Annotated in this window: 18 protein-coding genes and 1 pseudogene; 15 read left to right on the forward strand and 4 right to left on the reverse strand. The window is 52.1% G+C overall.

The features are described 5' to 3' along the window. Positions 1 to 528: 528 nt before the first annotated feature. From rapZ to ACQ4N8_RS26825, 6 genes and pseudogenes are all read left to right on the forward strand, one after another. Complete coding sequence (gene rapZ / locus ACQ4N8_RS26800) at positions 529 to 1,419, forward strand: RNase adapter RapZ (protein ID WP_430707420.1); 891 nt, start codon at positions 529 to 531, stop codon at positions 1,417 to 1,419. A gap of 139 nt (positions 1,420 to 1,558) precedes the next feature. Beyond that, a complete protein-coding gene (locus ACQ4N8_RS26805) occupies positions 1,559 to 2,503 on the forward strand; it encodes a gluconeogenesis factor YvcK family protein (RefSeq protein ID WP_430707436.1) in 945 nt (314 codons plus the stop codon). 5 nt (positions 2,504 to 2,508) lie between these two features. After that, positions 2,509 to 3,438, forward strand: coding sequence for a DNA-binding protein WhiA (whiA, locus tag ACQ4N8_RS26810; RefSeq protein ID WP_430707421.1), 930 nt, complete (start codon positions 2,509 to 2,511; stop codon positions 3,436 to 3,438). Positions 3,439 to 3,548: 110 nt separating this feature from the next. Then, positions 3,549 to 3,818, forward strand: coding sequence for an HPr family phosphocarrier protein (locus tag ACQ4N8_RS26815; RefSeq protein ID WP_430707422.1), 270 nt, complete (start codon positions 3,549 to 3,551; stop codon positions 3,816 to 3,818). 139 nt (positions 3,819 to 3,957) lie between these two features. Next, positions 3,958 to 4,713 (forward strand): SIMPL domain-containing protein, encoded by a 756-nt coding sequence (locus ACQ4N8_RS26820; RefSeq protein WP_430707423.1) that lies wholly within the window; start codon positions 3,958 to 3,960, stop codon positions 4,711 to 4,713. Positions 4,714 to 4,918: 205 nt separating this feature from the next. After that, positions 4,919 to 5,337: pseudogene (locus tag ACQ4N8_RS26825) on the forward strand (RidA family protein). A 381-nt stretch (positions 5,338 to 5,718) separates the two neighbouring features. On the opposite strand, the gene ACQ4N8_RS26830 reads toward ACQ4N8_RS26825, so the two are convergent. The 3 genes from ACQ4N8_RS26830 to ACQ4N8_RS26840 form a co-directional block, all read right to left on the reverse strand. After that, positions 5,719 to 5,895 (reverse strand): DUF6809 family protein, encoded by a 177-nt coding sequence (locus ACQ4N8_RS26830; protein WP_430707424.1) that lies wholly within the window; start codon positions 5,893 to 5,895, stop codon positions 5,719 to 5,721. Between the two features lie 242 nt (positions 5,896 to 6,137). Beyond that, a complete protein-coding gene (locus tag ACQ4N8_RS26835) occupies positions 6,138 to 6,308 on the reverse strand; it encodes a CopG family transcriptional regulator (protein WP_430707425.1) in 171 nt (56 codons plus the stop codon). A gap of 287 nt (positions 6,309 to 6,595) precedes the next feature. After that, positions 6,596 to 7,042, reverse strand: a complete 447-nt coding sequence (locus tag ACQ4N8_RS26840) for a MarR family winged helix-turn-helix transcriptional regulator (protein ID WP_430707426.1) — start codon at positions 7,040 to 7,042, stop codon at positions 6,596 to 6,598. Between the two features lie 111 nt (positions 7,043 to 7,153). On the opposite strand from ACQ4N8_RS26840, the gene ACQ4N8_RS26845 reads away from it, so the two are divergent. Both ACQ4N8_RS26845 and ACQ4N8_RS26850 read left to right on the forward strand, forming a co-directional pair. Continuing rightward, positions 7,154 to 8,080 carry an alpha/beta hydrolase family protein gene (locus ACQ4N8_RS26845; protein ID WP_430707427.1) on the forward strand — a complete coding sequence of 309 codons (927 nt, stop codon included), beginning with the start codon at positions 7,154 to 7,156 and terminating at the stop codon, positions 8,078 to 8,080. Positions 8,081 to 8,384: 304 nt separating this feature from the next. Continuing rightward, complete coding sequence (locus ACQ4N8_RS26850; RefSeq protein WP_430707428.1) at positions 8,385 to 8,720, forward strand: hypothetical protein; 336 nt, start codon at positions 8,385 to 8,387, stop codon at positions 8,718 to 8,720. A gap of 117 nt (positions 8,721 to 8,837) precedes the next feature. Here the strand turns inward: ACQ4N8_RS26850 and ACQ4N8_RS26855 are convergent, their stop codons facing one another. Next, the gene (locus ACQ4N8_RS26855) at positions 8,838 to 9,365 is read right to left on the reverse strand and encodes a BsuPI-related putative proteinase inhibitor (protein WP_430707429.1); all 528 of its coding nucleotides are present in this window, start codon (positions 9,363 to 9,365) and stop codon (positions 8,838 to 8,840) included. Positions 9,366 to 9,684: 319 nt separating this feature from the next. On the opposite strand from ACQ4N8_RS26855, the gene ACQ4N8_RS26860 reads away from it, so the two are divergent. The 7 genes from ACQ4N8_RS26860 to ACQ4N8_RS26890 all read left to right on the forward strand — a co-directional run bounded on the left by ACQ4N8_RS26860 (position 9,685) and on the right by ACQ4N8_RS26890 (position 16,972). After that, complete coding sequence (locus ACQ4N8_RS26860) at positions 9,685 to 10,659, forward strand: ABC transporter ATP-binding protein (RefSeq protein WP_430707430.1); 975 nt, start codon at positions 9,685 to 9,687, stop codon at positions 10,657 to 10,659. Next, the gene (locus ACQ4N8_RS26865) at positions 10,656 to 11,507 is read left to right on the forward strand and encodes an ABC transporter permease (RefSeq protein WP_430707431.1); all 852 of its coding nucleotides are present in this window, start codon (positions 10,656 to 10,658) and stop codon (positions 11,505 to 11,507) included. The genes ACQ4N8_RS26860 and ACQ4N8_RS26865 overlap by 4 nt, the downstream gene beginning before the upstream one ends. Then, positions 11,504 to 12,310 (forward strand): ABC transporter permease, encoded by an 807-nt coding sequence (locus ACQ4N8_RS26870; protein ID WP_430707432.1) that lies wholly within the window; start codon positions 11,504 to 11,506, stop codon positions 12,308 to 12,310. Before ACQ4N8_RS26865 ends, ACQ4N8_RS26870 begins: the two co-directional genes overlap by 4 nt. Positions 12,311 to 12,368: 58 nt before the next feature. Then, positions 12,369 to 13,406 (forward strand): ABC transporter substrate-binding protein, encoded by a 1,038-nt coding sequence (locus tag ACQ4N8_RS26875; protein WP_430707437.1) that lies wholly within the window; start codon positions 12,369 to 12,371, stop codon positions 13,404 to 13,406. Positions 13,407 to 13,542: 136 nt separating this feature from the next. After that, a complete protein-coding gene (locus ACQ4N8_RS26880; protein ID WP_430707433.1) occupies positions 13,543 to 14,319 on the forward strand; it encodes a DUF3298 and DUF4163 domain-containing protein in 777 nt (258 codons plus the stop codon). Between the two features lie 222 nt (positions 14,320 to 14,541). Next, the gene (gene uxaC, locus ACQ4N8_RS26885; RefSeq protein WP_430707434.1) at positions 14,542 to 15,951 is read left to right on the forward strand and encodes a glucuronate isomerase; all 1,410 of its coding nucleotides are present in this window, start codon (positions 14,542 to 14,544) and stop codon (positions 15,949 to 15,951) included. A 22-nt stretch (positions 15,952 to 15,973) separates the two neighbouring features. After that, positions 15,974 to 16,972: a LacI family DNA-binding transcriptional regulator gene (locus ACQ4N8_RS26890; RefSeq protein WP_430707435.1), complete on the forward strand. Its 999-nt coding sequence runs from the start codon at positions 15,974 to 15,976 to the stop codon at positions 16,970 to 16,972. Positions 16,973 to 17,113: the final 141 nt, after the last annotated feature.

A 17,113-nucleotide genomic window follows, 5' to 3' on the forward strand; every position in this document is an offset into this window, starting at 1 on the left:
TCCCTAGCTTCATTCAACCTTCTCGGTGCTAAAAACCTGACCTTTTGAACCTTTATTGAAACGGAAGTTCAAAAAGTCATCTTTCCATCGCGAAGCGAGGCACTGAAGCGGATTCGACGTCGAATCTTGAATTCAGCCGGGTCTAGGCGTAGGCTTCCGAAGCCGGTTTCCTGCACAGCTTCCGGCAAGCTAACGGACACCAGAAACGCTATTGGCCCGCTTTAGGATAGTTTCCGATTCTAACGGACCGAGGAGACCTTATTTCGGTCAAAAGCGGCGAAATAGCCGCCTTGAGCGCCCGATAAGGTCTCTGGAGTCCGTTACATCGGGAAATAGCCGGGAAATGGGCAAATAAGGTCGCTACGGTCCGTTACGCAGCCGGGCTACCGGGCATCCCCGGCTTCATTCAACCTCTTTGGTGCGGATAACCTGGCTTTTTGAACTCTTATTAATCATTGATAATCCTTAAATTGGATGGTGTGGGTATCGACGATGGGACAAGGAGAATTTCGCGAGGAGGGAACAACGATGCCGGATAAGGAAACGAATTCAGTTGCCAATCTGATCATTATCACGGGTATGTCGGGGGCGGGCAAATCGCTGGCCGTACGCAGCCTGGAGGATCTCGGGTTTTTCTGCGTGGATAATTTGCCCCCGGTGCTGATTCCCAAATTCGCCGAATTGATCGAACAATCCAAAGGCAAAATCGCCAAAGTCGCCCTCGTGATCGACCTGCGCGGACGGGAGTTTTTTACCGCGTTGTCCGAATCGCTGGGCTACATCAAAGAGCATTTCACCATCAAGTGCGAAATTCTGTTCCTGGATGCAACCGATTCGATTCTCGTGCAGCGGTACAAGGAGAGCCGCCGCCGTCACCCGCTGGCGCCGGAGGGCATGCCGCTCGACGGCATCCGGCTGGAGCGCAAAATGCTGGATGAGCTGAGGATGTCGGCGACGCAGGTCATCGACACTAGCAATATGAAACCGGGGCAACTGAAGGAGAAGATCATCTCCCGCTTCTCGCATTTGGAGAGCAGCAATCTATCGGTGAACATTACCTCGTTTGGATTTAAATACGGCATTCCGATTGACGCCGACCTGGTGTTCGACGTGCGTTTTTTGCCGAACCCGCATTACATCGAGCAGCTTCGTCCGCACACGGGACAAGACAGCGATGTATATGAATATGTTATGAAGTGGCCGGAAACGCAAACGTTCCTGACCAAGCTGCTGGATATGCTGCACTTTCTGCTGCCGCAATATCACAAAGAGGGCAAAAGCCAGGTGATCATCGGGATCGGCTGCACCGGCGGCAAACATCGATCGGTAGCCATCGCGGAATATTTGGGCCGGATGCTCGGCACGAGCGAAACGGAAACGGTTCGCGTCAGCCATCGGGACGAGGGCCGGGACCGGTAAACCTGCGTTTCCAAGCGGACTCGAGTTTAAGAGGTAGTTCAATAAGTCATCTACCCGACTTTTTTGAACACTCACTTTAAGAGGTGAACCATAAGTGATACATCGGGCTAAGGAGACAAGAGTTCCGCGAATCGTCGTCATGGGCGGGGGAACGGGACTGTCCGTCATGCTTCGCGGGTTAAAAGAGAAACCGCTCGATATCACGGCTATAGTTACCGTAGCCGACGATGGAGGCAGCTCCGGGATCTTGCGCAATGAATTGCAAATGCCGCCACCCGGCGATATACGCAACGTGTTAACGGCGCTGGCCGACGTCGAACCGCTTTTATCGGATATGCTCAACTACCGGTTTGCGGCGGGATCGGGTCTAGCCGGCCACAGTTTGGGAAATTTAATCTTAGCGGCGATTACGGATATATCGGGGGATTTCGTGACCGCGGTCCGCGAGCTTAGCCGCGTGTTTGCCGTCCGGGGGCGCGTGCTGCCGGCGGCCGGTCAGGCTGTCGTGCTGCACGCGGAAATGGAGGACGGTACGATCGTGACCGGGGAATCGAAGATTCCCGAGGTACGGGGCAAAATCAAGCGTATATTCCTCGAACCGGAGGTCGTCGAGCCGCTGCCGGAAGCCGTGGAAGCGATCCGTCAGGCCGATGCGATCCTGATCGGGCCGGGCAGCCTTTATACCAGCATCATTCCGAATCTGCTCGTGCCAAAACTGGCCGAGGCGGTATTGGAAAATACGTCGGCGATCAAAATATTCATATGCAACGTCATGACCCAGCCCGGCGAAACGGACGACTACACGGTCAGCGACCACCTGCAGGCGGTATATAACCACGTCGGGAAGCATCTGTTCGATTACGTCATCGTCAACGACGGAGAGATTCCCCCGCAAGTGCAGGACTTCTATGCCGAAAAAGGCTCGAAGCCGGTCCAGGTCGACTGGGACAACGTCACCGGCCAAGGCTACAAGGTCATTGCGGATACCTTGGTCTTGTTCCGCCGTTACTTGCGGCATGATGCCGATAAACTAAGCCATCACATTTATCAACTGGTGAATAACTGGATTTTACGAAAGAGGTGAGTCCCTTGTCATTTGCGGCGCAAACCAAAAAAGAGCTGACCATGGTCGAAGCTTCCGCCTGCTGCGAGCAGGCCGAATTGTCGGCGCTGATCCGGATGAACGGTTCGGTGCAGGTTTCGAACAAAAAAGTCGTTTTGGATATCTCTACCGAAAACGCCGCGATCGCAAGGCGAATATATTCCTTGCTGAAGAAGCATTTCCAAATTCATACGGAGCTGCTGGTCCGCAAGAAGATGCGCCTCAAGAAAAACAACGTCTACATCGTACGGATTCCGGCTCGGGTGCAGGAAATTCTGAAGGAGCTGAAGATCGTTTCCGAGGGGTTTATTTTTAACTCCGGGATTAATCCGGAGCTCACCCGGAAAAACTGTTGTAAACGGGCTTATCTGCGCGGGGCGTTCATGGCCGGGGGGTCGGTCAACAATCCGGAGGGCTCGTCCTACCACCTGGAGATTGCCTCGATGTATGAAGAGCACTGCAAGGCGCTGGTCGATCTGGCGAACGAATTCCATCTGAACGCACGCTGCATCGAACGGAAAAAGGGCTTTATTTTTTACATCAAAGAAGGCGAAAAAATCATCGAGCTGCTGAGCATTATCGGCGCGCATCAAGCGCTGTTCAAATTCGAGGACGTGCGGATCATGCGCGACATGCGAAATTCCGTCAACCGCATCGTCAATTGCGAAACGGCCAACTTGAACAAGACGATCGGCGCCGCCGTTCGGCAGATCGACAATATCAAGCTGCTGCAAAAGGAAGTCGGCCTGGAGAACTTGCCGGATAAGCTGCGGGAAGTCGCCGAGGTACGCTTGGCCCATCCCGATATGAATCTAAAAGAAGTGGGCGAGCTACTTAAAGGAACGGTCAGCAAATCGGGGGTAAACCACCGGCTGCGCAAGATCGACGAGCTGGCGGAAAAAATTCGCGGAAGCTAAACTGGTTTTGTAGCTAGTGTCTTGCACGTTCTGTATGCTATAATGATATAAATTATAATGTCCACGAATGTGATGTTGTTGATTGAATTCGTATAGGGGGTAAGTAATTCATGGTTAAAAACCCGGTTACCGTTCGTTTGAAAACGGGGCTCCACGCCCGGCCGGCTGCGCTTTTCGTACAGGAAGCGAATAAATATTCTTCCGAAATTTTCGTTGAAAAAGACGATAAAAGAGTAAATGCCAAGAGTATTATGGGCATTATGAGCCTTGCGATCAGTACCGGCACCGAGATTTACATCAGCGCGGAGGGTGCGGATGCCGAGCAGGCTGCAAACGCTTTAATCAATTTGGTCAGCAAAGAGGAACTGGAGAACCAATAAGCGCGTGTTTTTACCTGAACAAATAAGGGGATGTGTCCGTTTTGGCAACGGATTCATCCTTTTTTTGCGTTGGCTGCAACATTTGTCCCTGGGGTGCGTTTAGTAGTTAAAATCATCCAAACATTGGAGGTCATGAATGATGAAAACATGGTTGAAACCAGCTGCATCCGTCTTGATTGCGGGATCGTTGATTGCCGGAGGAACGTTTTTGAGCGGTGCGATCAACGCGCCGGCGCCGGTGTACGCAGACGGGGATATGCAGAAAAACGTGGTCACTGTCGTCGGCAGCGGCGAGTTGTCCGTAAAGCCGGACGTTGCTTACTTGTCCGTGGGCGTAGTCACCGAGGCGAAAACGGCGAAGGAGGCGCAAAGCGCCAACGCCACTAAAGTGGCTGCTTTGACGAAAGTGCTGAAGGAAACGTGGGGCATCGCCGATAAGGACATTCAAACCGGCCAATTCTACGTGCAGCCGAATTACACGTATAACGACAAGGACGGCCAACAAATCAAGGGTTATTCCGCCCAGCATACGCTGGAGGTGACGTACCGCGATTTGACGAAGGTCGGCCAACTGCTGGATGCGGCTTCCTCGGCTGGGGCGAACCGGATCGACAACATCCGTTTCAGCACCGAGAACCCGGACCAATACCAGGAGCAGGTAATTCAAAAAGCGATGGATGACGCCAATAAAAAAGCGGCGGCGATTTCCAAGGCGGCCGGCCGCCAGCTTGGCATTGTGCTGAGCATCAGCCAAGCGAGCGCGGGCACGCCGGTATTCACGCAAAATTACAAGATGATGGAGATGGCAGCAGCGGATTCGGCGGTCAGCACGCCGGTGCAGCCGGGAGAAATCGACCTGCAAACGACGTTGACCGTGATGTATGAGTTGAAATAATCCACACTAGCTGGAGCTGCCTCCGAGGGTTTGTCGGAGGCAGCTTTTTTGTGCGAATTATATTTCAGAGAAACCAATAATAAATGCAGATATACGTGCTAAACTATTATTTAATAACGTCCCGGACTGAGAAGCGCCGCTCAGATTTCTTTCGTTTCTCTGTCGACAACATCCCCGATGAAAGAATAAAAGGAGGAGAAAGATGATGGAAACGAATAAATCAATCCGATTAACCAGTCCCGAAACGCTACCTCCCACGTTCGGTTACTCGCATATCGCGGAGGTCGAGAACGCGAGAATGCTATATCTTTCCGGTCAAATCGCTTTGGATAGAGATGGAAAGCTAGTCGGGAAGGGGACCTGTCCGTCCAGACCCGGCAAGTCTTTGAGAACATCCGGCTTGCTTTGGAAGCAGAAGGAGCTTCGTTCGCGGATGTAATAAAGCTGACTTTTTTCCTGGTTGACATCTCCCAGATAGCGGTCGTGCGAGAAGTTAGAGATCAATACATTAATACAAGCAATCCTCCGACAAGTTCGGCGGTTGAAGTCAGAAGGCTCATTCGCGATGAGCTGCTGATTGAGGTGGAAGCCGTCGCCGCGGTTGCACGCCCGAGGCTCGGTTGAATATCGGCTTCCGGATATCTACGGTCGAAAGACGTGTTCTATTCGATTTTTCGAGTACAATTCGTCGATCACGTCAAAAACGGTGAATTCAATTCGATTTTTCATATAGATTACCGGATTACGACCTCCTGAGGCACAATTATGTATGATATTTCATATACATTCCGTCGAAATCGTCGGGAAAAGGTGAATTCTATTCGATTATTCGTATATAATTCTCGCCTGGACGCAGGTTATTTTCTGAACATTACAGTTACTCCGATGATTACCTAAAAAAGAACCTCGATAGGTCTAAGGCCCATCGAGGTTCTTTAGTTTATTGTTCCATCTATAGTACCACAATGGTATCGTTCTCACTTATTATAAGCAGCCTTTATCTTACTAACGCTCAAGCTCCTCTTTCCCGGTCATCACTTCAATCATGATCCAGGAGGCAAGCTTAAAACCATACATAAAAGATGCTTCGGCGTGCATGGAGTCGGCTTGGGATCGTAAGTCCAATAATTCTTCGAGCTCTTGGAAATCGTGTTCGGACAGCTTATCTCTCCACATCATCATCTTATCGGATATTTTACGATTTAATGGACGGTATTCCGGGTTTCTTGAAATGATTCATCGGGGTAAATACCACCGCTGAAGAGTTCTTCCAAGATACTTTTTACATGCTTCACCCTTTTGTTGCTTTTTGCAATTTTTTGAAAGGACGGACCGCACATGATAGGATATTTATGCAGATGGCCTTTTAGGTGATTGCGTATGGGAAGTGGCGTGGTTCTTTGTGGAGAGCGCGCCGCTTCTTTTCATTTTTTTACGTCCAACTTATGAATAGCTCGCCTAACGCCTTCTGAACGCTCAATATCATTGTTTTTACAGTAATCATCCAGTTTTTTAAGCGTATCGTTGTCTATTCTGATTGTAATTTTGTTAGGCTTTGGATTGTCGGTTGGACGCCCCATTTTCTTGTCGGCCAAACACTCACCTCCTACTTTTGCCGGACATAAGTGTTGTATGCTTATGTCGGACGAAAGTCGAAGGAGATATGGATTAGGATAAGAATGCAGTGTACTAACCTCACTACAGGTTAATCCTTCGCAATTGACCCTGTCCACCGTCGAACTATATTTACGCAACCTATAAGTGACTCGGAAGTTTATATATTTCAGTCTCTTCCCCCTCCCTGTATGGATTTGCACGACAAAAACCCCCTCGCCGCCGGCGGGGGGGAGGGGGGGTTAAGATATCAGTCGATAGACGTTTCTTATGAATATCCTGGATTTGTTCTTTTGGCCAGTTTAGTAATCGACTCAATGTCTTGGTCGGTTAATTGATCAAGGAAATATTTGCGTATGGCTTTTGAGACGATGGGACGGGCCTCATCCAATGCTGATTTTCCAGCGGAAGTGATGATGACTTGAACGCCGCGATCCGTATCTAACGGTTTCCTCATCACAAGTCCGCGCTTTTCCATCCGCGTCAGATGATGGGACAATCGACTCTTATCCCAGTTCATCGAATCGGCTAATTCCTGTTGGCGAAGGCTGCCGTTACCTAAAAGGTCCATCCGATCCAATACTCCGAAATCGCCCTCCGATAGCCCTGTGTGCTCGGACATGTCTTTTATGACGCGACCGAAGATGCTATGAAAGGAACCTTTCCACATATGCCATATTCGCATTTCCTCTTCGTTCAGCTCATTCTTATCCATGGGAACATCATAACACGGTTGACGTATCAACCACAATATGCTACAGTGACTTTAGGTTGACATATCAACCTAAAGCGTGGCCAATTTTTCTTTAAGAAAGGAACATTTAATATGGAAATCAAAGTTAGTTCGCACACTCCAATCGTCTCGATGAAGCCGGTAGTGCTGCCCGCCCCGGGCCGTGGGGAGGATCTGCAAGTGCGAGTGTCTGCACCTGCGATTGGGCGCGAATTGCCTGTTATTGTTTTCTCTCATGGATTTGGCTGGTCTTTGGACGGCTACGCCCCGTTGGTCGACTTTTGGGCTGCTCACGGTTTCGTGGTCATTCAGCCCACCCATCTCGACTCGAGGACGCTGAACCTTTCTCCTGACGATCCCCGCACACCGCTGATTTGGCGTTTCCGAGTCGAGGACATGAAGCGCATTCTTGACCAGCTTGATCTCATTGAAGCTTCCGTTCCCGGCCTTAGCGGGCGCCTCGATCGAGGACGCATCGCCGTGGCCGGGCACTCTTGGGGCGGCCAGACGGCGAGCATGCTGCTGGGCGCACGAGTCCTCGATCCCGAGGGCGGAGCGGGAGAGGACATGTCCGACTCGCGGATCAAAGCGGGTGTACTGCTTGCCACGCCTGGCCAGGGCGGAGCCGACCTGACTCCGTTCGCAGCCGAGCACTTCCCCTTTATGCACCCGAGCTTCGCGGACATGACCACGCCGGCCCTCGTGGTCGCGGGAGACCATGACCAGTCCCTGCTGTCCACTCGGGGGCCGGACTGGTTTGCCGACCCGTACTTCTTAAGTCCAGGCGGCAACGGCAAGTGCCTGCTCACGCTGTTCGGGGCAGAACACTCGCTTGGCGGAATCCCCGGGTACACCGTCACGGAAACGACGGACGAGAACCCCGAACGAGTCGCCCTGATCCAGCGGCTCACATGGGCTTACCTTCGCAATGCATTCTATTCCGAAGACCCCAGCTGGCTCGCGGCGCGTTCCGCGTTGACGGAAGAACCTAATCCGCTGGGGCGGCTTGAGTGCGACTGAAAACCTGATGGGCGCATCGACCTGACAGCTACGACTGTACCCGCTCGCTTGCCAACTTTGACAGTCCGGCGCCGGGGGCAAGGGACCAGGTCAATCCGGGACGATGCTTAACTCTATTCAAACGAAGTTGACCGTGATGTATGAGTTGAAATAACCAGGTGGAGTACTCTTTAAAAAACTTAATATGTAGTAGACGTAGTAAATAACAAAGGAGCCTATGCCGTATGTTCCATACCCATCTGGAAGTGATATGACTCCTATCACTGGAATTTATGTCTCAGACCTTGTTGGTGATACTGTGTACATGAGGGGAGCCACTTCTGGCGGGCTCAACTCTGGAAAGATTAGATACTCAGGAGTAGATGTCTGGGTTGGTGAGGAATCCTATGGATATCTTAGAAGCCTTGTTTTTGCTGATTATTCGCCGAATCTTCAAGGGGATAGCGGAGGCACGGTTTTGACTGATTATGCTTGGGACACGCAAAAACAATCCTATACCTTCAAATTAGCGGGTACTAATACGGAGGTTATTACAATAAAAGAAAACCAATACATTGATGATGGGAAATATTCTTTGTATACACCTCTTTGGACGTCATATAACGATCTTAATCTAAGTGGTCTCTATCTTATTCAATAAGAAATAAATTTAAAGGGCTCTATTTTTGATAATTCAAAAATGGGGCCCTTTCAAAATTTGAATCGTAACGAAGTTAGATTGCTTATTTCAATGATTCCAGCTAAATCTCGTAAAGCCTTATAATTTAACTGTAGAACTGCAAGATAATTCATCAGAAGACCAATCCTCTAATTCATTAACTTTTTGAATTATCATTTTAATATTTATATTATATACATCTTTCGGCTGCCCTTTAAAAATCCACTTTTCAGTAAACATCATTTTTGCATTCTTTTCTACCTCAAATTCTATTCGTTTCTGTGTAAAAACTTTGTTATTCGAATATTTATATACCTCTTCATTATTTTTGTTAGTAATAATTTTTTCGTATTTCTGTGAACCTTGTGCGATTGATAAATTCATTCCCGATACATTTTGTAAGCCGAAATTTATAAGTAAATAATCATTTTTCTTAATAGTAGTGGAGAAGGTTTTAAATTTTTTAGTCATACTTGCTCTCCCCTTTTCGACTGGCAATGTGGTGGTATTGTTCACCTTTGTTGAATTATCTGATCGATTTATGGTGTCCGGGTAAGTATTATGCATACAGCCAGTAATCAAGACCATAATAATCCAGGTTATATATTTACTATTTTTCAAATTCATGCTAATCACCTCGTAACTACTAACGAATCTGGAAAGAAAATGTTTCAGTACACAAATTTTTAAGTGTTAGCCCCTTCATGTTTCCAAAGCAATTAATCAAAAATAATTGAATTCTTTAGATAATAGCCTTAAAAATACCTTGTCATTAGTGTGCACTTGTTAGTTAACATTGTCACAAAAACTATTGTAACCCGCGCCAAAACAAGGTATAGTGAATATGCGAAAAAATGAATCGTTCGACCTGCTAAAGCCATACCAATGGATATGGCTTTTTTTTCTTAATATGGCTTGGATTTAATTTCAAGGAGTTGATGCAAAGATGATAGAACTGGCCGCGGTGGAAAAGCACTTTGCCGGACAGGTCGCCTTGCATCCGCTTTCGCTCACGATAAAGGAAGGGGAATTCCTTACCTTGCTGGGCCCGAGCGGCTGCGGCAAGACGACGATTTTGCGCATGATCGCCGGGTTCGAGCAGCCGACCGCAGGAAAAATTCTGCTGGATGGACAAGACCTGACGCATTTGCCGCCGAATCGCCGGGATTTGAACCTGGTTTTTCAACATTACGCTTTGTTTCCTCATATGACGGTGGAAGACAATATCGCCTTCGGGCTGAAAATGAAAAAAATGCCGGCGGGGCAGCAGCAGGAGCGCGTACGGGAGGCGGTCGAGATGACGCAACTGACCGCGTTTACCAAGCGTTATCCGCATCAGCTGTCCGGCGGGCAGCAGCAGCGCGTCGCGATCGCGCGGGCGATCGCCAACAAGCCGCGGGTGCTGTTGCTGGACGAGCCGCTTGGCGCGCTGGACTTGCAGCTGCGCAAAAGCCTACAGGCCGAGCTTAAGCAACTGCAGCGCAGCCTGGGCATCACGTTCGTGTACGTGACGCATGACCAGGAGGAAGCGATGATGATGTCCGACCGCATCGTCGTCATGAACGGGGGCCGGGTCGAACAGATCGGCTCGCCGCGCGAAATTTACGCACAGCCGGCCACGTTGTTTTCCGCGACCTTCGTCGGCGAAAACAATATCTTCACGCGGGACGGCCAGCTGTTTGCCGTACGGCCGGAGAAGCTGCGGGCCGTTCGCGGCAGCGAAGCCGGCGGTGCCAAACAGAGCGGCGAAGTATTGGACGTGCTCTATTTGGGCAGCGTCCATAAGCTGGTCGTTCAGCTCGATAACGAGCCGATGAGCGTATCGATCGTGCTTGGCGCGGACGACGACCATCCTTGGCAAATCGGCGAAGCGGTCGGGGTGGAATGGAATCCGGAGGATGAGGTGATCATCGGATCATGAGAAGATCAAGCTTGAGCATGCTACCGGTGTTCCTGTGGCTATGCCTGTTTCTGGTCGTTCCGATGCTGATCGTCGTCGGGATCTCGTTCATGGGCCGGGATGATTTGGGCAATGTGGTGCTTGACTTCAACCTGGATTCCTATGCGCTGTTTTTCGATTCACTCTATTTGGGTATTTATTGGGATACGATCGTGTTATCCGTACTTACAACCGCGTTGTGCCTGCTGCTGAGTTATCCGCTGGCCTACTATATCGCTAACGCTGGCCCGAGAATGCAAACCTGGGGCCTTGTGCTCATTACGGTGCCGTTCTGGATCAATTTCCTGATCCGTACGTATGCCTGGGTGCTGCTGCTGCGCACGCAGGGGATCGTTAACGAACTGCTGATCGGCACCGGCCTGATTTCCGAGCCGCTGCAGATGCTGTATACCAAAGGCGCGGTACTGCTCGGCATGGTCTATACCTTTATTCCGTTCATGGTGCTGCCGATCTACGTCGCCCTGGAGCAGATGGACAAGAAGCTGCTCGAAGCGGCCAGCGACCTTGGCGCGACGGGCTGGAAATCGTTCTGGCATATCACGCTGCCGCAAACCAAGTCGGGGATCACGACCGGCGCGGTGCTGGTGTACGTCTCGACGACCGGGATGTTCGTCGTCACCGACATTCTCGGCGGGGCGAAATCGGCGATGATCAGCAACATCATCCAAAGCCAATTCCTCGGCGCCCGCAACTGGCCGTTCGGCTCGGCGCTTTCGGTCATCTTCGTGATTACCTCGCTGATCCTGATCGCGCTGTTTAACCGGGCGATGACTTCGAGGTATCAGACGGCGAAGGAGGTGCGTTCATGAAGGCGAACAATCATCCGCTGCTCGGGCTCCATACGCTGCTGATGATGATTTTCATCTACGTGCCGATCGCGTTTATCGTGGCGTATTCGTTTAACAGTTCGAGGCTTGCCGCCGATTGGAGCGGGTTTACCTTCGAGTGGTATCTCTCGCTGTTCGATAACCGCCATGTGATGGAGGCGCTGAGCAACAGTTTAACCGTTGCGGTTATCTCCACGGCGGTCTCCACGGTGCTCGGCACCCTGGCCGCCTTGGCGATGCGCAAGCTGGGACGCAAGTTCAAAACCGGCATGGGCGGACTCCTGTACATGCCGATCATCATCCCGGATATCATCATGGGGTTGTCGTTGCTTGTGTTGTTTAATCAACTGAACATGCCGCTGGGCAAAATGACGATCATCATCGCTCATATCACGTTCAGCATGTCCTATGTGTACGTCGTCGTCACGACGCGGCTGTCCGGCATGGGCGGCCAGTTGGAGGAGGCGGCGCAGGATTTGGGCGCCAGCGCGTGGCAAACGTTTCGCTACGTGACGCTGCCGCAAATTTCTCCCGGCATCATTTCCGGGGCGCTGATCGCGTTTACGCTCTCGCTGGACGACTTCATGGTCAGCTTCTTCGTCAGCGGCCCGAATTCGACAACGTTGCCGATTTATATCTACGGGCAAGTCAAACGGGGTATTTCCCCGGAAATTAACGCGCTCTGCACTATTTTGATCGTCGTGACCGTCGCTTTGATTTTCCTGGCGCAATTTATGCTGAACCGCGGCAAAGGCCAGAAGAAAAAGTCGATGCTGCCGTTTTAAACTTCTAGACAATATTCGCGATCTTTACGAAGAGAAAGGAGACTGGGAATTGAAAAAAATGAAATGGGCCGGCCTCGTGCTGGCGGGAATGATGCTGACCGGGCTGCTGTCCGGCTGCGGGTCGTCGAAGGAGACGTTGAACATTTACAGCTGGGCCGATAACTTTGACGAGGAAGTGCTGGAGCAGTTCGAGAAAGAATTCGACGTGAAGATCAACTATGACGTATTTGCCAACAACGAAGACCTGCTGGCAAAGATCAAAGCGGGCGGCGGCGGGTACGACCTGATTCAGCCTTCCGATTACATGGTGGCCACGATGATCAAGCAGGATTTGCTGGCACCGCTCGACATGGGCCATATTCCGAACTTCGCGAACGTATCCGAGGCTTACAAGAATCCGTCCTATGATCCCGGAAACAAATACTCTATCGTGTATACGTCAGGGGTGACGGGGATCGCCTATAATACAAAATACGTTAAGGACGAGATCGACAGCTGGGAAGACCTGTGGAATCCCGAGTACAAGGGGAAGGTCATTTTACTGGACGACAACCGGGAAATGATCGGCATGGCGCTGAAAAAAGCCGGGCATTCCAACAGCTCCTCCGATGAAGCGGAGATCACGGCAGCCGTGGAGGACCTGAAGAGCCTGCTGCCTAGCGTGCTGGCCTTCGATACCGACAACATCAAGCAGAAAATGATTCAGGAAGAGGGCTGGATCGCCACGGTATGGTCCGGCGACGCTTCATACATTGCCCAGGATAATCCGGACGTGGCTTACGTCGTTCCGAAGGAAGGCGGCACGATCTGGTCGGACAATTACGCGATTCCGAAGGATTCGAAGCATCAGGAGTTGGCCGAAAAGTTCATCAACTTCATGCTGGATCCGGAAGTCAGCGCAAAGAACTACGAATCGATCGGCTACAGCGATCCGAACACGAAAGCGACGGAGTTCCACAGCGAAGAATACCTGAACGACAAAATGATCAATTTGTCGGCGGACGAGTTGTCCCGCACCGAATGGCTTGGCGACGTGGGGGAACAGTTGCAGCTGTACGACCGTTTCTGGACGGAATTGAAGAGCGGACGGGAGTAAACGCCCCTGATCCGAGGCAACCGGCGCCGCGGCGCTTCCCTTTGACGGGGAGCGGCCGTGGCGCTGTTTTTCGTACATGAAAAATGACCACCCGGGCCATAATTTAGGTATCCAATATAAAGGGTGGCGATCACGAATGAAACCCAATACGGTAAAAATGGTGACCTCGCTGATGACCGCGGGCCTGATGGTGTCCGGCATGGCGGTCGTTCCGGCCGCGGCGACGCCGCAAACGGCAGTCGAGCTGAGCAAATCCGCGGGTACGGCGACGACGGCGCCGCGGCAACAACACGGCGTTCGGATTACCAACCACACGATCGAGAAGAAAATCCCCGAGGCCTCGATTAAAGTCGACTATCCGCAGGTAAGCGGGTTAAAGCGAAAATCCGTCCAGAAGAAAATCAATACGTTGTTGAAGGACAAAGCGGAGACTTTTGCAGCCAACGCGCTTAAGGAAGCCAAGGCCAGCCAGCCGTCCACGCCGAGCGGGAATCCTTATGAATACGTCGGTACCTACAAGGTGACGTATAACCAAGATGGGGTGCTTAGCCTTTATGAGGATATGTATTCCTACACCGGCGGCGCGCACGGGATCACCTACCGGGAGGGGCTGACGTTCCGTCTCAGCGACGGGAAGCTGTTAACCTTGGACGAGGTGCTTCGCGCGAACCCGAATTACCGCAGCATCGTCGATCCGGAAATCGCCCGGAAGCTGCAGCAAACGGAAGGCTATTTCGGCAACTTCCAGACGATCGGCCCGAACCCGGCGTATTATGTGAAGGATCAGGGCGTGACGATTTTTTTCCAGCTGTACGACTATTTGCCCTATGTGTTTGGCTTTCCGGAATATCATTTCCCGTTTGCCAAGCTGCTGCCTCCGGGTACGAATCCGTTCGATTTCAAGACGCACTGAGAAGAAGGCGGGATGAGCGGTTCGGCGTCTCGACATAAAGCTGTCCTTTGCGGCAAAGCCTGATGCCGTTTGAGGACGGTTTTTTTGTTGGGAAAGAGGAGACAAGGAACCCAATCTCCTTGCATTTTAGGGGGAAACGTTTACAATAAGAATCAGTCAGAATGATGTTAACGTGAACATGACAGATTTATTAAGGAACATATCGAAGGGAGAATGAGGAATATGGCGAAGAAATTTTTGGGGAAAAATTTTCTGCTGAACAGCGACACGGCTGAGGTACTGTACCACGAATACGCCAAGGACTTGCCGATTATCGACTATCACTGCCATCTCAATCCGCAGGAGATTTACGAGAACAAAACGTTCCGCAACATCACCGAAGCCTGGCTGGGCGGCGACCATTACAAGTGGCGGACGATGCGCGCGTGCGGGGTGGACGAGGAATTAATTACCGGGGGCGCGGACGATTACGACAAATTTCTCGCGTGGGCCAAAGTCGTTCCGCAGTTGCTGGGCAATCCGCTGTACCATTGGACGCATCTGGAACTGCAACGGTTCTTTGGCATATCCGAGCTGCTGAACGAGCGGACGGCTCCGGCCATTTGGGAAAAAGCCAATGCCAAGCTGCAAGGCGAAGGCTTCGGCGCACGGGACCTGATTACGAAGTCGAAGGTAACCGTGGTTTGCACGACCGACGACCCGGCGGACTCGCTGGAATACCATTTTAAGATTAAAGAGCTGGACGGCTTCGATACGGCGGTGTTGCCAAGCTTCCGTCCCGATAAGTTCCTGGAGATCAACCGGGACACGTTCAAGCCTTGGCTGGGCAAGCTGGAGGCGGCTACGGGCAAGCCGATCGCGAATTACGGCGCATTGCTCGAAGCGTTGCGCGAACGGATCGACTTCTTCCATGAAGCCGGCGGCCGGGTTTCCGACCATGCGCTCGATACGATGGAATACCGCGAGACGACGCTGAAAGAAGCGGAGGAGATTTTCGCGAAGGCGCTGAGCAAAGGGGCGGTCACGCCGCTGGAGGAACGGAAGTACAAGTCGTATACGATGCGCTTCCTCGGCAAGGAGTATGCGGCTCGCGGTTGGGCGATGCAGCTGCATATCCACGCTTTGCGCAATACGAATAAGGCGATGTTCAAACGGCTTGGACCGGATACGGGCTACGATGCGATCAACGACGGCCCGGTGGCCGAAGCGCTGGCCGGGCTGCTTGACGCTCTGGAACGGGATGGGGGGCTGCCGAAGACGATCTTGTATTCGCTGAATAAGAACGACTATTCTTCGCTAGCCAGCATCATGGGCAGCTTCCAGGGCGGCGGCGTGGCTGGCAAAATCCAATTCGGCACGGCCTGGTGGTTCAACGACAACAAGGACGGCATGATCGAGCAGATGAAGACGCTGGCCAATTTCGGCGTGCTGGCCCAATTCATCGGCATGCTGACCGACTCGCGGAGCTTCCTGTCGTACACGCGGCACGAATATTTCCGCCGCCTGCTGTGCGACGTGCTTGGCGATTGGGTCGACCGGGGCGAAGCGCCCGAGGACTTTGAGCTGCTCGGCCGGATCGTCACCGATATTTGCTATGATAATGCCAAGCGGTATTTTGCTTTTCCGGAGTAAACGAAAGGATTGAAGCTTCTTTATGTCCGCAACGATCAAAGATATTGCCCGTCTGGCGAACGTTTCGCATATGACGGTCTCCCGGGCGCTGAACAACAGCCCGCTCATCAAGGAAGAAACCAAACGCAAAATCATGGAGATCGCCAAGCAGCTCGATTACGTGCCGAACTATAACGCCAAAAGCTTGGTGCTCCAGCGCTCGCATACGATCGGCCTGTTTTTTACGAGCATGGTGAACGGGACGTCCTCCAGCTTCCTGGCCGAGGCGATTCGCGGCGTCAATCAGGGGATTGGCGTGCAATACAATTTGTTCCTGCGGGGGATCGACGATTTCGAGGATTACGCTTCGGTTCACCGCCGGCGGTTTGACGGAATCATCCTGATCAGCCAAAGCGAGCGGGACGATGCGTTTATCCGGCACGTGCGGGAGCAGGGAATTCCGCTCGTCGTGCTGAACCGGAACATCGGCGACGACGGCGTCGCGAATTTCGTGTCCAATGACAAGGAAGGCGCTTATGAGCTCACGCGGCATCTGATCAAGGGCGGCCATACGCGGATCGGCTTGGTCGAGGGGATTGCCGGCTACAAGTCGACGCTCGAGCGCCAAGAGGGTTATTTGCGGGCCATGAAGACGGCCGGCCTGGCGGTCAGGGACGAGTGGATCGCGGAGGGCCGCTATGACGTGGAGAGCGGTTATCTCGCCATGCACCGGTTGCTGTCGCTGGAAGAGCGGCCGACCGCGGTGTTTTGCTGCAACGACGATATGGCGATCGGCGCGATGAAAGCCGCGGCGGAAACGGGGCTCCGGATTCCCACGGACGTCTCGGTCGTCGGCTTTGACGACATCGGGTTTTCGCGCTACACGAATCCGCCGCTAACGACGGTGAAGCGGCCCATCGAGCAGCTGAGCGTCATGGGCGCGCGCAAAATCCTCGAGCTGATCGAGGAGCCCGCGGCCGGCGGCGAGCTGGTTCTGCTGGATACGCGGCTGGTTTACCGCGAATCGGTACGGGAGCTGTGAGGCAAAGTCCCGGCTGCCGAAACGGCGGTTCAATCAGAAAAAGGTTGCCCCGTTTGCTGAACTACACCCCGTCAAGTAGACAGTACAAAAAATGAAAAACCAATTAGGCGGCCTTTGTCCTGAATTCCATGGGACTGAGGC

Source organism: Paenibacillus macerans, from assembly GCF_050565405.1.
GTDB classification, from domain to species: domain Bacteria; phylum Bacillota; class Bacilli; order Paenibacillales; family Paenibacillaceae; genus Fontibacillus; species Fontibacillus macerans_B.